General features: G+C 72.5%; 22 protein-coding genes. 7 read left to right on the top strand and 15 right to left on the bottom strand.

Annotated elements, in window-relative coordinates:
- Positions 1 to 50: 50 nt before the first annotated feature.
- The 3 genes from FL583_RS16335 to arr are packed head-to-tail and all read right to left on the bottom strand — an operon-like array spanning position 51 to position 3,102.
- A complete protein-coding gene (locus tag FL583_RS16335) occupies positions 51 to 1,607 on the bottom strand; it encodes an alkaline phosphatase D family protein (RefSeq protein WP_142705511.1) in 1,557 nt (518 codons plus the stop codon).
- A 53-nt stretch (positions 1,608 to 1,660) separates the two neighbouring features.
- Positions 1,661 to 2,611 carry a phosphotransferase gene (locus FL583_RS16340; protein ID WP_142705512.1) on the bottom strand — a complete coding sequence of 317 codons (951 nt, stop codon included), beginning with the start codon at positions 2,609 to 2,611 and terminating at the stop codon, positions 1,661 to 1,663.
- 41 nt (positions 2,612 to 2,652) lie between these two features.
- Positions 2,653 to 3,102 (bottom strand): NAD(+)--rifampin ADP-ribosyltransferase, encoded by a 450-nt coding sequence (gene arr / locus FL583_RS16345; RefSeq protein ID WP_142705513.1) that lies wholly within the window; start codon positions 3,100 to 3,102, stop codon positions 2,653 to 2,655.
- A gap of 20 nt (positions 3,103 to 3,122) precedes the next feature.
- Here arr and FL583_RS16350 point away from each other — a divergent pair, with 20 nt between their 5' ends.
- The gene (locus FL583_RS16350; protein WP_142705514.1) at positions 3,123 to 3,596 is read left to right on the top strand and encodes an HIT family protein; all 474 of its coding nucleotides are present in this window, start codon (positions 3,123 to 3,125) and stop codon (positions 3,594 to 3,596) included.
- Here FL583_RS16350 and FL583_RS16355 read toward each other — a convergent pair.
- From FL583_RS16355 to FL583_RS16370, 4 genes are all read right to left on the bottom strand, one after another.
- Complete coding sequence (locus FL583_RS16355; protein ID WP_142705515.1) at positions 3,575 to 4,150, bottom strand: dihydrofolate reductase family protein; 576 nt, start codon at positions 4,148 to 4,150, stop codon at positions 3,575 to 3,577. The genes FL583_RS16350 and FL583_RS16355 overlap by 22 nt on opposite strands.
- Positions 4,151 to 4,201: 51 nt before the next feature.
- On the bottom strand, positions 4,202 to 5,260 hold the full coding sequence (locus tag FL583_RS16360; RefSeq protein ID WP_142705516.1) for a hypothetical protein: 1,059 nt from the start codon (positions 5,258 to 5,260) through the stop codon (positions 4,202 to 4,204).
- Positions 5,257 to 5,778, bottom strand: coding sequence for a SigE family RNA polymerase sigma factor (locus tag FL583_RS16365; RefSeq protein ID WP_142705517.1), 522 nt, complete (start codon positions 5,776 to 5,778; stop codon positions 5,257 to 5,259). The genes FL583_RS16360 and FL583_RS16365 overlap by 4 nt, the downstream gene beginning before the upstream one ends.
- Before the next feature lie 64 nt (positions 5,779 to 5,842).
- A complete protein-coding gene (locus FL583_RS16370; RefSeq protein WP_142705518.1) occupies positions 5,843 to 6,166 on the bottom strand; it encodes a hypothetical protein in 324 nt (107 codons plus the stop codon).
- Between FL583_RS16370 and FL583_RS16375 the strand changes: the two genes are divergently transcribed.
- Positions 6,165 to 7,025 carry a helix-turn-helix domain-containing protein gene (locus FL583_RS16375; protein WP_142705519.1) on the top strand — a complete coding sequence of 287 codons (861 nt, stop codon included), beginning with the start codon at positions 6,165 to 6,167 and terminating at the stop codon, positions 7,023 to 7,025. The two genes, FL583_RS16370 and FL583_RS16375, sit on opposite strands and share 2 nt — an antisense overlap.
- 67 nt (positions 7,026 to 7,092) lie before the next feature.
- Positions 7,093 to 7,674: a dihydrofolate reductase family protein gene (locus FL583_RS16380; RefSeq protein ID WP_142705520.1), complete on the top strand. Its 582-nt coding sequence runs from the start codon at positions 7,093 to 7,095 to the stop codon at positions 7,672 to 7,674.
- Here FL583_RS16380 and FL583_RS16385 read toward each other — a convergent pair whose 3' ends face one another.
- Positions 7,675 to 7,992 carry an ArsR/SmtB family transcription factor gene (locus FL583_RS16385; protein WP_142705521.1) on the bottom strand — a complete coding sequence of 106 codons (318 nt, stop codon included), beginning with the start codon at positions 7,990 to 7,992 and terminating at the stop codon, positions 7,675 to 7,677.
- A 54-nt stretch (positions 7,993 to 8,046) separates the two neighbouring features.
- Here FL583_RS16385 and FL583_RS16390 point away from each other — a divergent pair, with 54 nt between their 5' ends.
- Positions 8,047 to 9,213 (top strand): MFS transporter, encoded by a 1,167-nt coding sequence (locus tag FL583_RS16390; RefSeq protein ID WP_142705522.1) that lies wholly within the window; start codon positions 8,047 to 8,049, stop codon positions 9,211 to 9,213.
- A gap of 430 nt (positions 9,214 to 9,643) precedes the next feature.
- A complete protein-coding gene (locus FL583_RS16395) occupies positions 9,644 to 10,210 on the top strand; it encodes a hypothetical protein (protein ID WP_142705523.1) in 567 nt (188 codons plus the stop codon).
- A 70-nt stretch (positions 10,211 to 10,280) separates the two neighbouring features.
- Here FL583_RS16395 and FL583_RS16400 read toward each other — a convergent pair whose 3' ends face one another.
- The gene (locus FL583_RS16400; RefSeq protein ID WP_142705524.1) at positions 10,281 to 10,700 is read right to left on the bottom strand and encodes a PPOX class F420-dependent oxidoreductase; all 420 of its coding nucleotides are present in this window, start codon (positions 10,698 to 10,700) and stop codon (positions 10,281 to 10,283) included.
- 22 nt (positions 10,701 to 10,722) lie between these two features.
- Here FL583_RS16400 and FL583_RS16405 point away from each other — a divergent pair, with 22 nt between their 5' ends.
- Positions 10,723 to 11,592 (top strand): alpha/beta fold hydrolase, encoded by an 870-nt coding sequence (locus FL583_RS16405; protein WP_142705525.1) that lies wholly within the window; start codon positions 10,723 to 10,725, stop codon positions 11,590 to 11,592.
- Positions 11,589 to 12,650: an LLM class flavin-dependent oxidoreductase gene (locus FL583_RS16410; protein WP_142705526.1), complete on the top strand. Its 1,062-nt coding sequence runs from the start codon at positions 11,589 to 11,591 to the stop codon at positions 12,648 to 12,650. Before FL583_RS16405 ends, FL583_RS16410 begins: the two co-directional genes overlap by 4 nt.
- Here the strand turns inward: FL583_RS16410 and FL583_RS16415 are convergent.
- From FL583_RS16415 to FL583_RS16440, 6 genes are all read right to left on the bottom strand, one after another.
- Complete coding sequence (locus tag FL583_RS16415; RefSeq protein WP_142705527.1) at positions 12,616 to 13,608, bottom strand: transporter substrate-binding domain-containing protein; 993 nt, start codon at positions 13,606 to 13,608, stop codon at positions 12,616 to 12,618. The genes FL583_RS16410 and FL583_RS16415 overlap by 35 nt on opposite strands.
- Before the next feature lie 29 nt (positions 13,609 to 13,637).
- Entirely contained in the window at positions 13,638 to 14,417 is a 780-nt protein-coding gene (locus FL583_RS16420) for an amino acid ABC transporter ATP-binding protein (protein WP_142705528.1), read from the bottom strand.
- Positions 14,414 to 15,304, bottom strand: a complete 891-nt coding sequence (locus FL583_RS16425) for an amino acid ABC transporter permease (RefSeq protein WP_142705529.1) — start codon at positions 15,302 to 15,304, stop codon at positions 14,414 to 14,416. Before FL583_RS16425 ends, FL583_RS16420 begins: the two co-directional genes overlap by 4 nt.
- Before the next feature lie 83 nt (positions 15,305 to 15,387).
- Positions 15,388 to 16,383: a type I glyceraldehyde-3-phosphate dehydrogenase gene (gene gap / locus FL583_RS16430; RefSeq protein ID WP_142705530.1), complete on the bottom strand. Its 996-nt coding sequence runs from the start codon at positions 16,381 to 16,383 to the stop codon at positions 15,388 to 15,390.
- Between the two features lie 491 nt (positions 16,384 to 16,874).
- Entirely contained in the window at positions 16,875 to 17,825 is a 951-nt protein-coding gene (locus FL583_RS16435; RefSeq protein ID WP_142705531.1) for a GlxA family transcriptional regulator, read from the bottom strand.
- Between the two features lie 32 nt (positions 17,826 to 17,857).
- Positions 17,858 to 19,438 (bottom strand): Na+/H+ antiporter, encoded by a 1,581-nt coding sequence (locus tag FL583_RS16440; RefSeq protein WP_142705532.1) that lies wholly within the window; start codon positions 19,436 to 19,438, stop codon positions 17,858 to 17,860.
- Between the last annotated feature and the right edge of the window lie 16 nt (positions 19,439 to 19,454).

A 19,454-nucleotide genomic window follows, 5' to 3' on the forward strand; every position in this document is an offset into this window, starting at 1 on the left:
CTCAAGGCCCTGGGCGAGATCCGTCGTCAGTTCGGCGCGAAGCAGAAACTCTAACGGCGGTGCGGGTCCAGGGTCGTGGACCAGAGGACCGCGCCGGAGTTGTCGCGGAGGTTCACGGTGAGCTTCCGCGTGTCGGCGGCGATCTTCACCTCGCCGAAGAACTGGAACTCGGTGCTCGGCGCGGCGTTGGCGACGGTCGGGGCCTTGACGAAGACCTGCTGGGCGCCGAACGTCGTGTCGACCGCGCTGGCCGGGAACGCCCCGGCGTGCAGCGGGCCGGACGTGAACTGCCAGAACGGGTTGAAGTCGGAATACGCCGCGCGAGCCGGGTCGAAGTAGTGCGCGGCCGTGTAGTGCACGTCGGTCGTGAGCCAGACGACGTTGCGGATGTCGTGCCGCTTGAGGAACGTCAGGATGTCGGCGAACTGGATCTCCCGGCCGAGCGGCTTGCCGTTGTCACCCTGGGCGATCGCCTCGAAGTTGGCCTGCCCCTGGGTGGTGTCGGTGACCACCTCGGTCAGCGGCATGTCGTTCGAGATGACCTTCCAGGTCGCCGTCGACGCGGCCAGCTCCCGCTTGAGCCACTCGGCCTGCCTGCGGCCGAGGATCCCGCCGTCGTTGGCCGCCTGCTTGTTCGCCGAGTTCGCGTCCCGGTACCAGCGAGCGTCGAGCACGAAGACGTCGAGCAGCGGGCCCTGGTGCAGCACGCGGTAGATCCGGCCCTCGTCGTCGTACTTCGGCGAGATCGGCATGTACTCGTGCCAGGCCTGCCTGGCCCGCCCCTTGAGGACGTCGACCCGCTTCTCGGTGTACGCCTCGTCGGTCAGGATCTCGCCCGGGTACCAGTTGTTGTGCGTCTCGTGATCGTCCCACTGGGTGATCAGTGCGACGTCGGCGTAGAACGCGCGCAGGGCGTCGTCCAAGAGGTTGTATTTGTAGTTGCCGCGGTACTCGGCGAGCGTCTCCGCGACCTTCGCCTTCTCGGGCGTGGTGACGTTGTGCCAGAGGCTGCCGTCCGGCAGCGCCTGGGTCTCCTTGATCGGCCCGTCGCTGTAGATGTTGTCGCCGTTGTGGACGAAGAAGTCGGGCTCGAGGGCGCGCATCGCGGAGAAGATGCGGTAGCCACCGCGGGCCTTGTCGATGCCCCAGCCCTGGCCGGCGAGGTCGCCGGACCACAGGAAGCTGATGTCCCGCGGCCGGGCCGGAGCGGTGCGGAAGTGGCCGACCAGCGGCGCGCTCGCGACCGAGTCGTCGACCGCGGTGACGCGGTAGTAGATGTCCTGGCCGGAGGGCAGGCCGTGGAGCACGGTCTTGCCGGTGAAGTCGGCCGATCGGCCGAGCGCGGCGCCGGAGATGCGCCGGGCGCGCCGGAACGACGGATCGCCGGCGATCTCGACGACCATCCGCGAGGCGCGGTCGGCGCGCGTCCAGATCGTGGCCGAGGACGCGGTGACGTCGCCGGCCTGGAGACCGTGGGTCAGCGTCGGCCGGGAGGAGTGGACCAGCGCGGCCGCGCGACGGGGGAACCCGAGAACCGGGATCGCGGCCAGCGCCGCACCGCCGAGGAGGACCGAACGCCGGGGGAGAGCATTCTCGAGGGGAGACACCGGACCTTCGTACCGATCCGGGGCGAACGTTGTATGGCTCCACTATGTCGTCTTCAGGACATTCGCGGGACGGTCTCGGCCAGGATCGACCAGGTCTCCCGGTCGTCGTCGGTGTCGCCGTGGGGGTCGCGGAAGCGGGCCGTGCAGACCGCGATCTCGGCGAGGTCCCAGCGCAGGCGGTAGAGGTCGAGCAGTTCCGGGCGGAGGACCGTGCCGGTGGCCGCGGCGTACGCGGGGTGCAGCGGTTCGAGGTTCCACAGGTCGCGCTCGGGCGGGGCGGCGAGCGCGGTGTCCCAGTCGATGAGCAGCCACTGGTCGGTGCGCATCGTGTTGCCGGGGTGGGGTTCGCCGTGGGTGAGCACGGTCCCCGCGTCCCGGGCCGGCTCGACGAGCGCGTCGTAGCGGGCGAAGGCGCGCCGGATCCCGTCCGCATGGGTCGTGAGCAGGTCGGCGCTCGCGCGCGCGTACGGGCCGGCGTCCGGATCGATCGGCGCGGTCACCGCGTCGCGGAACGGGATCGCGAAGTCGTCGGTGCGCGCGAGCGCGCGGACCTCGGGCGGGGCGCGGTGGACCTGCACCAGCAGGTCGAGCACCGCGTCGCGGTGCGCCGGGGTGAACGGGCCCCAGTCGAAGCGCTCGCCGTCGACGAACGGGTAGACCGCGACCGCGAACGGGTCCCCGGCCCGGGTCAGTGGCCCGCCGTCGGACGACGGCTGCGGCGCGACGACGAAGTCCCGCCCGGCGGCGCGCAGCGCCCGCGCGGCCGAGAGCGCCGCCCGCAGGCGGTCGTAGGCCAGGTCGAGCGGCTCGCCGGTCCGCATCCGGCGGGTGCGGAGGTCGTCGACCGTGACGAAGAGTCGGACGCCGTCGGCGCCGGCCGCTTCCCAGTGGTGGCTGCCGAAGCCGACCGGGCGGTAGGCCAGGGTGACCGGGGTGACGCCCCAGCCGGTGCGGAGGGCCGCGCGCAGCGTGGGCTCGGACAGATCACGGGGCGGGGTGAGCATGGGACGACGCTAGGGTCAGGGCGTGGACTTGGCCGGTCGGTTCAGTCCTCGATGACGTCCAGGCCCTGTTCCCGTAGGCGGGCCAGGCTGTCGAGCATCCCCTTCAGCACCTCGGGTGAGTGGCCCTCCCACTCCTCCAGCTCACGCACCACCCGCAGCGGATCGCGGGTCCGGTACGACTGCGTCGGGTTGCCCGGGAAGCGCTTGTTGGTCACGTTCGGGTCGTCCTCGAACGGGCCGAGCGGCTCGACGACGTAGATGTGCCCGCGCTCGCCGGTCCCGGCCAGCGCGCTGGCCAGCTCCGCTCCCCAGGCCGCGGTCTCCACCACGGCGGTGAAGTAGATGTTGTTGGAGATCCGGCCGTCCTGGAAGTTCGAGCCGTACCCGGGCACGAGCTCCGCGCCGGGCTCCAGCACGGCCTTGGTGCCGTGGTAGAACGGCCCATCGACGTGGGCGTAGTGGTCGTACGTGACCGGCGAATACGTGGACACGGGGTGAGAGCGTACCGCCCATGGACTGCTACGCCTGCGCGCACAACGCCGGGTTCGACTCGTTGCCGCCCCGGGAACTGATCGCCGCGGACGAGTGGTGGCGGGTGGCCCACGACTTCTCCGGCGCGCTGCTCGGCTGGCTGGTGCTGGTGCCGCGGCGTCACGTCACGTCGATCGGCGCGCTGACCGACGACGAGGCCCGCACGCTCGGGACGTGGCAGGTGCGGCTGTCGCGGGCGTTGTCCGAGGTCACCGGGTGCGAGAAGACGTACGTGATGCAGTTCGCGGAGAAGCCGGGGTTCGCACACGTGCACTTCCACGTCGTTCCGCGCCGGCCGGACCTGCCGCCGGACCGGCGCGGGCCGGCGGTGTTGCGGTACGCCGACCCGGCGGCGAACGCGCCGCTCACCGACGTCCAGCGCGACGACTGCGCGCTCGCCGTCCGGGCCGCGCTCGGGGTGGCGGGACCCGGTCAGTGGCGGGTCGGGCGGTAGACGAGCTCCTGCGTCCGGCCGTCCAGCGTGCGCTGTTCGAGCAGCTCCAGGTCGAAGTCGTCCCACCCGCCGAACACCGGATCCACTCCGGACGCCCCGGTGATCACCGGGAACACCGTCACCTGGATGCGATCGACCAGACCGGCCGCCACCAGCGCCCGGTTCATCGCCAGGCTGCCGTGCGACCGCAGCGGAACCGGCGACTCCTCCTTGAGCCGGGCGACGACCTCGACCGCGTCGCCGGGCGCGACGGTCGCGTCCGGCCAGTCGAGCGGACCCTCCAGGGTGCTCGACACGACGGTCGCCGGCAGGTTCCGCATCCGGGTGACCCACGGGTCGCGGACGTCGGAGTCCTCGGTGCTCTCGGCCAGCATCTGCGCGAACGCCCGGTAGGTGGTGGCGCCGAGCACGATCCGCTGCTCCGGCTCGTACTGCGCGAGCCGGTGGGCCAGCAGCTCGGGGCCCTGCTTGCCCCAGTAGCCGGTCCAGTCCCCGGTGGCGGCGCCGAAGCCGTCGAGGCTGGTGAAGACGTCGAACGTGTAGGTGGTGGTCATGTCGGCCTCCTTGTCGGTCTCTTCATTACCCCTACGAAGAGACCGGGCCGACTACGACACCGGAGCCGTACTCCAGGTCGACGGGTCGCTCAGCGTGCCCACCGGCCGGGCGCTCGCGGTGACCCGTCGGCACTCGGCCCGGTTCGCCGCCTTGGCCGCCGGGGTGTCGGCCGCCGACGAACACTGCACCCCGAGTTCCTGGCCGGTCCCCAGCGGGATCTGCCACAGGACGGTGTCGGCGAGCACTTCTTCCCGCGCCGGAACCCCGTCGAGCGTCGTGTTCGGCCGGAGCCGGGCGTTCGCGGTGCCCAGCGAGACCAGGACCGACGGCCGTTCACCGAACACCTTCCCGAACTCGACGACCGCGCTCTGCCCGCGGTCGGGCTGGGAGCCGGTCGTCCGGCGAGTGTCGACGCCTGCGGTACGCAGGGCGCGCATCCCGGCCGGGTGGCTGATCGTCATCGGCATCGCGAACGGCGTCGGCCGGTCGAGGCGGACCGATCGGGCTATCCGGGCGGCGACGCCCTGCGGATCGTCGACGCCCTGCACCCTGACCTGCGCGTACGCGCCTTCCGCCCACTCCCAGCGCAGGACGCCGGCCCCGGCCAGCGCGGTTTTTCGTCCTCCGGGGCTCGCGACCGGCCACCACCGGCCGGGTCGCCCGTCGACGTCCGGCCCGGCGACGCCCTGGCCGATCAGGTCGCCCCAGGCCGGGAAACCCCCCTTGCGGGGAAGGACGTACACCTCGAAGCCCTGCTTGCCGTCGGCCGAGCCGCCGTCCACGAACTCGGCGGTGACCGCGGCGTTGCGCAGCTGCTCGGTGAACCCGTCCGGGAGCCAGTCGACCCGCAGCCGGGGCCGGAGCGGATCGAAGTAGGCCGGGGCGGGGGCGAGGGGCGGCGCGGGGCGAGGCGGGTCGGGGCGGAGCAGCGTCACCAGCCCGAGCGTCAGGATCAGCACGACGGCGGCCGCGGCCGCGGCGGTCAGCCACCGTCCACGCCGGCGCTGCCGGAGCGCGGTGGCGATGGCCTCGTCGACGTCGACGGACGAGGTCGGCGCCGGTTCGGTCGCGAGCAGGGCGAGCATCGACCGGGTTCGTGCTTCGTTCATCGTTCGCCTCCCGGGCGTACGGAGGCGGGTTCGTCGTCCGGAAGTGCCCGGCGCAGCGCGGCGAGGGCCCGGGAGGTGTGGCTCTTGACGGTTCCGGCCGAGCAGCCGAGGGCGTCCGCCGTCTGCTCGACCGACAGGTCGGAGTAGTACCGCAGTACGAGCACCGCGCGCTGCCGTGCCGGCAGCGCGGCGAGCGCCGTGCGCACGGCCACCGCCGAGGCGGCGTCCGGGTCGACGGTCGCGGTCGTGTCGACCGCCGAGTCGACCAGCACCACCCGGCGGGCCCAGCCGGTCCGTCGCTCGCTGAGGAACACGCGGACGAGTACCGCGCGGGCGTAGGCGTCGCGGTCGGTGGCGGCCGCGACGCGCTCCCAGCGGAGATAGAGCCGGACCATCGTGCTCTGCACCAGGTCGTCGGCGCGGTGCCAGTCCTGGCTTAGGAGGTGGGCCAGCCGCCGCAGCATCGGCAGGCGTTCCGCGATGTACGCGCGGTAGGCCTGGTCCGGTTCGTCGGTCACCCGTGGCCCTTCGTCGACGGAAGCAACTTCTCCCCTCAGAGGGCGTCGGGTGCCGGTTCGGTTGTCACGTTTTTCCGACGGGTTCCCGCTCGCCGAGGAAGGCGTCGAGGAGCGCGAACAGCGTGGTGATCGCGTGCCGGTCCTGGCCGGGGGCCAGGTCGGCGGTCCAGCCTTCGGGGAGCGCGAGGTGCAGGACCTTCCCCGGCCAGGCGTGGTCGCAGTCGCGCCCGCGCCGGGCGGTGAGCCAGTCGTCCCAGCCGGCCAGGACGCGGTGGCCGGAGTGGGCGTCGTAGCCGAGGAGGAACGCGGTGACGGTGAAGTACGTGACGCGCCCGACGAACATCCCGGGCCGCTTCCCGACCTCGGCGAGGTACGCGCGGTCGCTCATGTCGACGAGACTAGGGCCCGTGGAGTACCTGTCCCGAGTGCCCCGGCCGCCGTTGAACGCGCTGATCGACGACCTCTACTACCTCGACGGCTCGCCGCCGTACGCGCGGCTGATGCTGCCGCCGATGCCGGCCGCGTTGCTCATCGTCAACCTCGGCGCGCCGTTCCGGATCCGGGCCGGCACCGAGGACGAGGCCGCCGAGTACGCCGACGGGTGCGTCATCACCACCCCCACCCGGGCGGTGGACTTCGGCTACCCGGCGCGGACCCGGTCCGTCGGCGTGCACGTCAGGCCGTGGGGGCTGGCGCCGCTCCTGCCGCTGCCCGCGGCCGAGCTGCGCGACCGGCCGGTGACGCTCGAGCAGGTGTGGGGCCGTCCGGCCGTGGCCGCGCTGCGCGACCGCCTGGCCGAGGCGGACGGGCCGTCCGCGATGCTCACCGTGCTCGAGGACGAGCTGAGACGCCGGCTGCACCGCACCGACGGCCTCGGGCTGGTCGGCCACGCGAGCCGGGTCATCGCGGCCACGAGCGGCTCGGTGGCGATCGGCGACCTGACCACGGCCGCCGGGGTCAGCAGCACCCACCTGGCCCAGCGGTTCAAGGAGCTCGTCGGCGTGACGCCGAAGCGGCTGGCCCGCACCTACCGCTTCGCCGCCGCCGTGTTCGCGCTCGATCCGGCCGGGCCGGTCGACTGGGGCGCGCTGGCCGGCGCCGCCGGGTACTTCGACCAGGCCCACTTCGGACACGAGTTCCGCGACTTCACCGGGCTCACGCCGACCCGGTACGTCGAGGTCCGGCGGCGGTTCCTCCGCGAGCACCCCGGCCACGTCTTCGACGGCTGGCCGCTGCCGGTCGATTGATTTCCTACAAGAGCGCCGTCACCCGGCCCGCTAGTTTCGGGGCATCCCCGAAACGAAGGAGAGCTCCGTGGGCACGGTGGTCCTGTACGGCTCGGTGTCGGTCGACGGCTTCATCGCCGACGAGGACGACCAGCCCGGCCCGTTGTTCGACTGGCTGTCCCGCGGCACGATTCCCCTGGACGACAGCGGCTACGTGACCGTGTCGCAGGCCTCCTACGACTACGTCCGGCCGTACTGGGACGGGATCGGCGTGACGATCACCGGCCGGCACGTCTTCGACCTCACCGACGGCTGGGACGGCAAGCCGCCGAGCGGCATCGACCACGTGGTCGTCGTGACCCACCGGCCGGCTCCCGAGGGCTGGAATCCGGAAGCGCCGTTCCACTTCGTCGACGGCGTCGAGGCGGCGGTCGCCCTGGCCCAGGAGCTCGCCGGGGACCGGCTGGTCGAGATCGCGGCCGGAGACGTCGGTGGCCAGGCGCTGGCCGCGGGCCTGGTCGACGAGGTGCGCATGGACGTCGCGCCGGTCGTGTTCGGCTCCGGCAAGCGCTTCTTCGGCGCGGTCGACGCCCAGCACCTGCTGGACGACCCGGACGTGGCGATCCCGGCCGACCGCGTGCTGCACCTGCGCTACCGCGTGCGCCGCTGATCAGTCCCGGCCGAGGACCGCCGAGAGCAGGCCCGGGAAGCGCTTCTCCAGATCCTCGCGCCGGACCGTGATCGTGCGGCCCCGGCCCTCGACCACGGTCCTGGTCAGGCCGGCTTCGCGGAGCATCCGGAAGTGGTGGGAGACGGTCGGCGGCGTGATGTCGAGGTCGGCGCACCACGTGTTCGCGCTGCAGTCGAACGGCTCCGGGCCCCGGTACATCGCGGTCATCATCGTCCGCCGGGCCGGGTCGGCCAGCGCGCCCAGGATCGCGGTCAGGTCGAGGTCGTCCACCGACGGCTCCGGCAGCGTCCGAGACATGCACCCTCCGCTAAGACTTTGACGTCCGTCGAAGTCCAGCCTAGCGTAGCCCCCATGATTCGACCGTCATCGAATTCCGGGCTGACGCTGCGGCTCGCCCTGCTGGCCGTCGGCACGTTCGTCCTCGGCATGGACGGGTTCGTGCTCGCCGGCCTGCTGCCCGACGTCGCCCGGGATCTGGACGTCAGCGTGGCCCAGGCGGGTCAGCTGACCACGGCCTTCGCCGTCACCTACGCGATCGGGTCACCGGTGATAGCGACCGCGACCGGTCGCCTCGACCGGCGCATCGTGCTGGGCGCCGGGATGGCGGTCTTCCTGGTCGGGATGGCCGCGCAAGCGGCCGGGCCGAACTATCCGGTCGTGCTGGCCGGGCGGATCCTCTCCGGCCTCGGGGCGGCCGGTTTCCAGGCGAACGCGTTCGCGGTCGCCGGCGTGCTGTCGCCGCCGGAACGGCGGGCCCGGTCGCTGGCGGTCGTGGGCGCCGGGGCGAGCCTGGCGACGGTGGCCGGGGTGCCGTTCGGGGTGCTCGTCGGGCAGCAGGTCGGCTGGCGGGCGGCGATGTGGGTGATCGCCGGGCTGGCCGCGGTGGCGGCGCTGCTGACCGCGCTGCTCCCGGCCGTGCGGTTGCCGTCGGCGACGCTGGGCGAGCGGGTCCGGTTGCTGGCCACCCCGGCGATGCTGTTTCTGCTGCTCGGTACCTCGCTGCAGCTGGTGCCGCAGTTCATGGTGATCAGCTACGTCGCGCCGATCCTGGGAGCGTCGGGCTCGTCGGTGGTGGTGGCGCTGGTCGTGTTCGGGGTGGCGTTCTTCGCCGGGAACCGGGTGGTGGGGGCGCTGGCCGATCGGTGGGGCGGGTTGCGGGTGATCGCGGCCGGGTTGAGCGTGACCGCGTTGTCGACGGTCGGGCTGTGGGCGGCCCGGCCGCACCTGGCCGCGGCGATGGTCGCGCTGGTGGCGCTGGGGCTGGTCGGGTCGTGGCAGGTCACCCCGCAGCAGACCCGGGTGTTCGCGGCCGGTGGGCCGGCCGCGACCGTGGCGCTGGGGCTGAACGGGTCGATGATCTACGTCGGGAGTGGGGTCGGGGCGGCGCTGGGCGGGGGAGTCGTGGCGTCGGCCGGCGTGTCGTGGGTGCCGCTGGTGGCGGCCGCCGTCGCCGTGCTCGCGCTCATGTTCACCCTGGTGACGGCCCCGGAGCGGCAGCCCGCGCTCGCGTCAGCCTGACCGTTCGAGCGCGTGTTTCCGGGCCGCGGCGGCCTGCTGCTCGTCGTCGGCCGCCTGGGCTGCCGCCTGCGCGGCGCTGAGGCGCTCGTCCGCGTCGCGGACGCGCTGCAACCTCGCATGCACCTCCGCGCGCGAGAAGCGCGCTGCCGCGTGCTCCCGCGCGATCCGCGTCTCGATCTCCGGCCCGCGTTCGTCACCGCCGCCCGGGCCGACGCTGCCGCCCGGGCCGCCTCGCGAAACGCCGGACCGCCTCCGCGTACTCGCTCATCCGAACATCCCTGCCCTCGGGCCCGGTCTCCGGGCGTCGGCGACCATCCGGATGATCCCGCCCCCGACGTCCCTCCCCGTAGCCTCGGGCCCGGGGGAGGCGATGATGCTGAGCGATCATCAACGGCTGGTACTCCGTGCGTGGTACCGCGCGCGTTTTCGCGTGCCGGCGACCCATTCCACGCCCAACTTCGCCGACGTGTCCGCGGCGCTGGAGCGATTGCTGGACGCCGGTCGCGCCCGGATGGACGGCGACACTCTCGTCGTCGACAGCGACGCCGTCTCCGACATCCCTCCGCCCGGCACCTACGGCGAACCCGGTCGTTGGCGCGCGGGCGAGCTCCTTCCCCGAGCCTTCGTCGACGTACCCGGGCTGGCGGCGATCGACGAACAGGTCGCCCGGGCGGTGCTCTCGCCGGTGCAGGCCGAGCAGGTCATCGCCGACCTTCTCGATCTGAATCCCGAGGCGACCCGCCGACTCTCGCGCGAGACCCGCCAGGCGCTGCCGCGCCCGACCCGGCTGGCCACGCCACCGGCGCCGGACACCGTGCTGATCCGGGTGCCCGCCTCCGGGCCGGTCGGCTACCACACCGACGGCGCCGACGGGCTCATCGGGCGCACCCTGAACTTCGACGGCGTCAGCGGTGTGATCCTGCGGGCGACGCCGGCCGCCTTCGGCGACGCCATCGACCTGACCGTGCAATTCCCCCGAACGATCACGTTCGCCTGAATGAGCGACCGACCGGGAGTCCAGCACCGCCGCCGAGGGCCGCGGGTCACGCCCTCGGCGGCGCGAAACGTCACCCCGCGACCCACGGGCCGACGCCGGTGACCCGCTCCACCCGGTACCTCACGAGGTACCCCGGTCCCCGCGGCGCCGGGAACGTCGACGTCGGTGACATGTAGATCTTCGTCAGCCGGTCGAGCAGCTCCCACGCCTCGTCGCCGTGCTCGATCGACGCCCGGGCCTTCACCACCGCATACGGGTTGAGGAACGTGGCCGGGTCCCGCGGCGCGGTGAACGACAGCGTCACGCGCGGGTCGCGGTCGATGTTGCGCAGCTTGGCGTACCAGGACATGTGCCCGCTCACGACGTCGTCGCCGTCGAGGCCGATCCAGATGACGCTGACCTGCGGACTGCCGTCGGCGTTGATCGTCGCGAGGTGGGTCAGCGGCCCGGACTCGATCAGGCCGCGCAATTCGGGCGGGAGAGCGCTCATGCGCTCAGCGTAAATTCACGGTATGACGATCCTGTCACTACCCGACGGCCGCTCCCTCGAGTACCTCGTCGACGGTCCCGCGGACGGCCTCCCGCTCGTGCTCCACAACGGCACGCCCTCGGCCGCCTCCCTCTACCCGCCGATCGTCACGGCCGCCGCCCGGCACGGCCTGCGCGTCGTGACGACGAGCCGCCCCGGCTACGCCGGGTCCACGCCCCAGCCCGGCCGCACGGTCGCGTCGGTCGCCGCCGACGTGACCGCGCTGCTCGACGCGCTCGGCGCCGACCGCTTCCTGACCGTCGGCTGGTCCGGCGGCGGTCCGCACGCGCTGGCCTGCGCGACGCTCCTGCCCGGACGCTGCGCGGCCGCCGCGACGATCGCCGGCGTCGCACCGTACGACGCCGAGGGCCTGGACTGGTCGGCCGGCATGGGCGCGGAGAACGTCGAGGAGTTCGGGGCGGCCGTCGCCGGACCCGAGCCCCTGTCCGCCTACCTCGAGTCCCAGGTGCCCGCGCTGGCCGGCGTCCGCGGCGACCAGGTCGCGGCCGCGCTCGGCGACCTGGTCAGCGAGGTCGACACGAACGCCCTCACCGACGCGTTCGCCGACTACACGGCGGGCATGTTCCGCGCCGCGGTGTCGAGCGGCATCGCCGGCTGGCGCGACGACGACCTCGCGTTCGTCCGGGACTGGGGCTTCGACCTGGCGGACGTCGAGACGCCGGTCGCGATCTGGCAGGGCGCCCAGGACCGGATGGTCCCGTTCGACCACGGCCGCTGGCTCGCCGCCCACGTCCCCGGCGCGACCGTCCACCTCGACGAGGCCGAGGGGCACCTCTCGCTGGTGATCACCGCGTTCGACGACATCGTGGCCGACCTGGCCACCCACCGATGACCCACCTCTGGTACGTCCCGAACGAGGCCGACGCCGGTCACCGCGGCGACGAGAAGACCGCGGACCACAACAGCCTCGACACGCTCACCGAGCACGCCCGGCTGATCGAGGACACCGGCTGGGACGGCGCGCTGATCGGCACCGGCTGGGGCCGGCCCGACACGTTCACGGTCGCCACCGCGCTGGCCGCCCGCACGACGACGTTCCGCCCGCTGATCGCGGTCCGGCCCGGCTACTGGCACCCGGCCCGGTTCGCGTCGGCCGCCGCGACGCTCGATCACCTCTCGGGCGGCCGGGTGCTCGTCAACGTCGTCTCCGGAGAAGACAGTCCGGCGGCCTACGGGGATCAACCGGTCGACCGGGCGGCGCGCTACGCGCGCACGGGCGAGTTCCTCCGGATCGTGCGGAAGCTCTGGACCGAGGAGGACGTGACGGTGACCGGGGAGCACTACCGGGTCACCGGCTCCACCCTGGCCCAGCGTCCGGCCGCACCCCCGCCGTTCTTCTTCGGCGGCGCGTCCCCGGAGGCCGAGCGGGTCGCGGCGGCGGAGGCCGACGTGCAGCTGTTCTGGGGTGAGCCGCTCGACGACGTCCGCGACCGCATCGCCCGGCTGCGCCGCCTGTCCGACGAGGTCGGCCGCCGGCACGCCCCGCTGGAGTTCGGTCTCCGGGTCACGACGGTCGTCCGCGACACGTCCGACGAGGCCTGGGCCGACGCGCACGCGCGGGTCGACGCGATGGCCGCGGGCACCGTGGCCCGGGACAAGGACTGGCAGGCCGCCGTGGGCCAGCAGCGGCTGCTCGGCCTGGCCGAGCGCGGCGAGGTCCTCGACGGGAACCTCTACACCGCGCCCGGCCGCTACGGCGCCGCCGGCGCCGGCACGACCTGGCTGGTCGGCTCGGCCGACGAGGTCGCCCGGTCGCTGCGCCGCTACCAGGACCTGGGCATCCGGCACTTCATCCTGTCCGACACCCCGTACCGGCGCGAGGTGCGTCGCCAGGGCCGAAACCTGTTGCCGCTGCTCAGGCGTTCGTCAGCGGCAGCCCCGGCGGGTTGATCTCGGCCTTGGTCACCGACTCGTCGGTGAGGTTCCAGGCCGCCAGCAGCTTCTGGTACTGGCCGTTGTCGATCAGGTAGTTGATCGCCGCGGCGATCGGTTTGATCAGCCCGTTGTCCTTCTTCGTCGTCGCGCAGATCAACCCCTGCAGGGTTTCGCCGGCGCCGGAGAACTGGCCGGCGCTGCGGGTCGCGGTGGGGCTGCCCTTGGACTGCGTGGCCCGGTAGGCGACCGACGGGTTCGGCGCGAAGTACGCGTCGATCTTGCCGGACTTCAGCGCCAGCGCGACCGCGTTGTGGTCGGCGAACCGCTTCACGGTCAGCGTCTTGCCCTGGGCCTTCAGCTTGTTCTGCCACTCCAGCAGGATCTTCTCCTGGTTGGTGCCGGAGTCGACGGCGACGATCAGCCCGGCCAGGTTCTGGTACTTGCCGTCGAAGTTCCAGGTGCTCTTGGCCTGCACCTCGAACGCCAGGTTGTCCTTGCGGTAGCAGGCGAAGTCGTACTTCTCCTTGCGCTTCTCGGTGTCGGTGATGTTCGAGAAGCCCGCGGTGTTCTTCCCGCTGTCGATGCCGACGAACAGGTTGTCCCAGGTGGCGTTGGCCAGCTGCGGCTTCAGGCCGAGAACGGCGGCGACCAGGCGTCCGAGGTCGGGTTCGGAGCCGGTCGGCGTCTTCTGGTCCGAGCCGATGTAGCCGAGCGGCGGCGACCCGGACGGCAGGAACCCGAGGCCGATCGTGAACGTCCCGCCGTCCCGGATCGCCGCCGGGAGTTGGGCGCGGATCGCGTCGACCTGCGGCACGGACAGCGTGACCTCCTGGGCCGCTCCGTTGGAGAGCGCCCCGATGGCGACCTTGCCGGGGCCGACGTCTGCGGTTTCGGAGCCGGCGGTGCTGGAGCAGGCGGTCAGAACGGCGGCGGCGAGCACCGCGACGACGGCCAGGCGGCTGATTTTGGGCATGCGTCTCCTCAGGAACGACGTGGGCGCGCTTACAGGACCCGGCTCAGGAATTCCCGGGTGCGGGGATGACGGGGGGCGTCGAGCACCTCGGCCGGTGGGCCCTGCTCGACGATCCGTCCGTGGTCGAGCAGGACGACGACGTCGGCGACCTCGCGGGCGAACCCGATCTCGTGGGTGACGACGATCATCGTGGTGCCGGTCGCGGCGAGGTCCTTGATCACCGCGAGCACCTCGCCGACCAGCTCCGGGTCGAGCGCCGACGTCGGTTCGTCGAACAGCAGGACGCCCGGCCGCAGGGCCAGCGCCCGGGCGATCGCGACCCGCTGCTGCTGCCCGCCGGAGAGTTGGCGCGGGTAGGCGTCGGCCTTGTCGGAGAGGCCGACCCGGGCCAGCAGGTCGCGGGCCAGCGCGTCCGCCTCGGTCTTGGACAGCGCGCCGGTCGCGACCGGCGCGGAGGCGACGTTGTGCCGGACGGTCAGGTTCGGGAACAGGTTGAAGTTCTGGAACACGAACCCGATCCGGCGGCGCTGCCGCCGGATCTCCCTCTCCGGCAGCTCGCGCAGGCGGTCCCGGTGCCGGCCGTCGGGAATGCGGCGGACGCCGATCAGCTCGCCGTTCAGGCTGACGTGACCGACGTCGAGTTTCTCCAGGTGGTTGATCGCCCGGAGCAACGTGGACTTGCCCGACCCCGACGGCCCGAGGATGACCGCGACCTGACCGGGCTCGACGGTCAGATCGACGCCGTCGAGGACGTGGTGGGTGCCGTACCACTTGTGGGCGTCGACGATCTCGACACCGGCCGCGGTCATCGGGTGGCCCCGCGGGCGTAGAACCGCTCGACGTAGTACTGCACGATCGAGATGAGGCTGATCAGGATCAGGTACCAGACGGTCGCGACCATCAGCAGCGGGACGATGTCGCCGGGGTAGGTGCTGCCCAGCGACTCGACCGAGCCGAACAGGTCGAGCAGCGACACGTAGTAGACCAGCGACGTGCCCTTGACCAGCCCGATCAGCAGGTTCACGTAGGGCGGGACGATCGCGCGCAGGGCCTGCGGGAACACGATGCGCCGGAACTGGTAGTGGCGTGGGAGCCCGAGCGCCGACGCGGCCTCGTGCTGGCCCTGGTCGACCGAGAGGAAGCCGCCGCGGACCACCTCGGCGGCGAACGCGGACTCGTTCAGGCTGATGCCGACGATCGCGATCACGATGTCGGTGGCCAGTCGCTGCCCGTCGAAGCTGACCAGGGCCGGTCCGAACGGGACGCCGAGGCTGAGCGTCCGGTAGAGCGCGCCGACGTTGTAGAGGAGCAGCAGCAGCACGATCAGCGGGATCGAGCGGAACAGCCAGATGTAGGCCCAGCTCACGGCCTTGAGCACGGGGTTGCCCGACAGCCGCATCAGCGCCAGCACGATGCCGAAGGCCAGCGCGATCACCGCGCTCCAGGCCGAGACCTCGAGCGTGATCACCAGCCCGTCGAGGATGACCGGCCGGAAGAACCAGTAGCCGAAGCGGTCCCACTGGAAGAACTCGTTGGTGGCCAGCCCGTGCAGCACCTGCGCGACCACGACCAGCACGATCGCGGTGAGGACCCACCGGCCCGGCCGCCGGTACGGCAGCACGCGCTGCGCGGCCGGTGGCCGGGGATCGGCGGCGGCGGACGGATCGGCCACCGATGTGGACAGTATTTCGGGCATGGCGCCTGCTCTCCGGGCGTCGACTGAGGATTAGTCATAGCCAGGAGAGGTGATACCTGTCAATACCTACCGGATAACTAGGGTTAGTGTGCCAGTAGTTCCAGTGTGTCGATGACGCGGTTGGAGAAGCCCCACTCGTTGTCGTACCAGGCGACGACCTTGACGTGCCGTCCGTCCACCCGGGTGAGCGCGGAGTCGAAGATCGACGACGCCGGGTTGCCGGTGATGTCGGAGGAGACCAGCGCGTCCTCGGAGTACTCGAGGATCCCGGCGAGCGGGCCGGCCGCTGCGTTCCGATACGCCGCCAGCACCTCGTCGCGCGTGACGTCGGCGCGGACCACCGTGTTCAGCTCGACGATCGACCCGACCGGTACCGGCACCCGGATCGAGTCGCCGGACAGCTTGCCGTCCAGGCCCGGCAGCACGAGCCCGATCGCCTTCGCGGCTCCGGTCGTCGTCGGCACGATGTTGATCCCGGCCGCGCGGGCCCGGCGCGGGTCGCGGTGCGGGCCGTCCTGCAGGTTCTGCTCCTGTGTGTACGCGTGCACGGTGGTCATGAATCCGTGCTCGATACCGGCCAGGTCGTCGAGGACCTTGGCCAGCGGGGCGAGCGCGTTCGTCGTGCAGGAGGCGTTCGAGATGATCGTGTGCGCGGTCGGGTCGTACGCGTCGGTGTTCACGCCGTAGGCCAGCGTCACGTCGGCGCCGTCGGAGGGGGCGCCGACCAGCACGCGCCTGGCTCCGGCGTCCAGGTGGGCGCGGGCCGCCTTCGCGGACGTGAACCGGCCGGTGGCCTCGAGGACCACGTCGACCTGTAGGTCCTTCCAGGGGAGAAGGGCCGGGTCGCGCTCGGCCAGGACCGTGATGCGGCGGCCGTCGACGACGAGGGCGTCGCCCTCGGCCTCGACCGGCCGGCCCAGCCGGCCCGCGGTCGAGTCGAAGGCGAGCAGCCGCGCCAGCGCGGCCGGTTCGGTCAGATCGTTCACGGCGACGACGTCGAGCTTGCTGTCGCGCTCCAGCAGGGCGCGGAGGACGTTGCGGCCGATCCGCCCGAATCCGTTGATCGCGATTTTCGTCATGGCACCAGCGTCGGTGGTTCGGGGTTCGCCCGGCAGTGGCGAGAGCGCCACGGTTCGAAAGGATCTCGCCTGGGGTCTGTTCCGTGACTCGGTGACCGGCGCGGTGGGATGCGGATACGGCTCGTGGGAGCCGCGCCTGAGCGGCGGCGGCACCCGCCGCTGGGCCCGGGGGCTCCACGTGTCCGGGGCGTTCAGATCGCTGCGGTCGCGGGTGAGGCGCCCCGGGAACGCCCTGAGCGGGTGGTCGCGGAGGAGGCTCGTGGGCCTCTGTCGACGGACCGCGCTGCGGCGCCGCGGACTCGCGGCGACGGTTCCGGAGCGCTCTGACCAGGTAGCGCGGCCAGCGCCGCACGAACCCGGTGCGGCGAGGTCATCGAGCATCTCGATCACCAGCGTCCACGTCGGCCGGTGACCTTCCGCGTCCGGAACAACCGGCCCCGCCACCGGACCGCACCGGGCGCTCGGCGGCGGTTCCGGCCGGCGGGCGGGGGCTACGTCTTGAAGGTGCGGCGGTATTCGCTGGGGGTGGTGCCGAGGATCTGGCGGAAGTGCAGGCGGAGGTTGGTGCCGGTTCCGAGGCCGACGTCGGCGGCGATCTGCTCGATGCCCCGCTCCGAGCGTTCGAGCAGCTCACGAGCGAGATCGACGCGAGCGCGCAGCACCCACTGCATCGGCGTGTACCCGGTCTCCTCGAGGAACCGGCGGGAGAACGTGCGAGCCGACACCTTCGCGTTCGCGGCCAGCCGATCCAGCGTGAGGTCGTCACCCAGGTGGTGCAGCGCCCACTCGCGGGTCGCCGCGAACTGCTCCCCGCGCGCCTGGGGCACCGACCGCGGCACGTACTGGGCCTGGCCACCGCTGCGGTAGGGCGCCGCGACCAGCCGCCGGGCCGTGTGGTTGGACGCGGCGACCCCGAGGTCGCTGCGCAGCACGTGCAGGCACAGGTCGATCCCGGAAGCGGCTCCGGCCGACGTCAGCACGGTCTTCTCGTCGACGAACAGCACGTTCTCGTCGACTTTGATCCGTGGGTACTTCGTGGCCAGCGCCCGGGTGTAGTGCCAGTGGGTCGTCGCGCGCCTACCGTCGAGCAGGCCGGTCGCGGCGAGCGCGAACGCGCCGGTGGAGATCGCGGCCAGCCGGGCCCCGCGGTCGTGGGCCGCCCGGAGCGCGTCGAGCACGGAAGCCGGCGGGACCTCCTGGTCGGGCCGCCGGTAACCGGGGACGAAGACGATGTCGGCCCAGGTCAGCGCCTCCAGGCCGTGGGCCACGTGGTACGAGAGCCCGTCGCCGCCGGTGATTGGCCCCGGCCGGACGCCGCAGACCCGGACCTCGTACGGCATGCTCGGCCGGGTCGAGAACACCTGCGCCGGGATGCCGACGTCGAGCGGCTTCGCGCCGTCGAGCACGAGCACCGCGACCCGGCGGTGGCGAGAGGCGGACACCAGCCCACCCTACGAGCGCCCTCGCCCGACGCTCAGGACGGGCGGCGGCGGCTGACGTGCGACTTCTCGACGTCCAGGTCGGCCTGGATCTGACGCAGGACGTCGTCGTCGATCTCGTTCTCGTCGCGGAGCCGGACGATCATCGCGTGCTTCTCGGCCACCAGCGCCAGCCGCAGGTCGACGTACTGGGCCTGGGCGTCCGAGGCGGAGCGGTCGTCGGCGTCGTCGGTCTGGCCGGCCCGCAGGGCCCGCAGGTGGCGGTCGTATTCCGTGCGGACCTCGTCGACGACCGCATCCGACGTGTGCAGACGGGCCACCACCTGCGGAAACGCATCCAAGGCGGCCTGTACCGCGGCGATCTCGGCCCGGCGGAGCTCGCCGGCGCCGTCCGGGGTCAGCCCCGACCAGCGGACGACGCCGGGCAGCAGCGGCGCCTGCACGAGCAGCGTCACCGCGATCACCCCGGCGGTGGCGAACACGATCAGATCCCGGTCGGGGAACGGCGAGCCGTTGGTGAGCGTCTCCGGGACGGCCAGCGCCGCGGCCAGCGACACCGCGCCCCGGAAGCCGGCGGCGGCCAGGACGGTCCGCGGGCGGGCGGTCATCCGCAGCCGGCGCTGCTTCGGCCGGTGGTCGAGCAGCCGGATCACGTACGGGCTGGTGAAGAAGAACGCGAACCGGGCCAGCACCACGGCCGCCGACACGGCCAGCACCGCGATCAGCCCCCGGGCCAGCCCGGTGCTGGTCAGGCCGCTCACCGCGCCGTGGATCTCGATGCCGATCAGCACGAACAGCGCACCGTTGAGCAGCGAGGTCACGAACGTCATCACGGTGTGCACGTGCTCCCGGGCGTCGGCCGGGAACGAGCGGGGAGAGACCTGGCTGACCCACAGGCCACTGACGACGACGGCCAGCACGCCGGAGGCGTGCACCTGCTCGGCCAGCAGGTACGCCCCCAGGGGCGTGACGAGGGCCAGCAGGTTGTGCTGGGCCGGATCGCGCAGACGGCGGCGGACCAGCAGGCTGACCCAGGTCACCAGCGCACCGACGGCGATGCCGCCGCCGTAGGCGAGGCCGAACATCTCGCCGAGCCGGGGGACGCTGAAGTGCTCCTCGCCGACCGTCACCGCGACCGCGAGCGCGTAGATGACCAGCGCGGTGCCGTCGTTGACCAGGCTCTCGGCCCGCATCATCGTCGCAACCCGCCGGGGCAGCCCGCGGCCGAGGACGCCGACCGCGGTCGCGTCGGTCGGGGCGACGGCGGCGCCGAGCACCCAGGCCGGGCCCCAGGGCACGCCGAACAGGTGGGCGGTCACCGCGACCAGGGCCGCGGTCGCGGCGACCAGCACCGTGCTGGTCAGCACGATGATCCGCTGGTTGACCCGGATCTCGCGGAGCGAGGAGGTGAACGCCTCCCAGTACAGCAGCACCGGCAGGAACAGCAGCAGGACGACGTCCGGCGGCAGCTCGATCTCGCGCAGCGGAGGCAGGAAACCGAGCAGCACCCCGCCGACGAGCAGCACGGCGGGCGGGGCCACCCGGATCCGGCGGGCCACGTAGTTGCAGACCAGGATCGCCAGGCCGACCGCGACGAGAAGCTCCAGGGCAGTCATCAGGTCGGGAGGCTAC

The organism is Cryptosporangium phraense (genome assembly GCF_006912135.1).
Lineage (GTDB): Bacteria > Actinomycetota > Actinomycetes > Mycobacteriales > Cryptosporangiaceae > Cryptosporangium > Cryptosporangium phraense.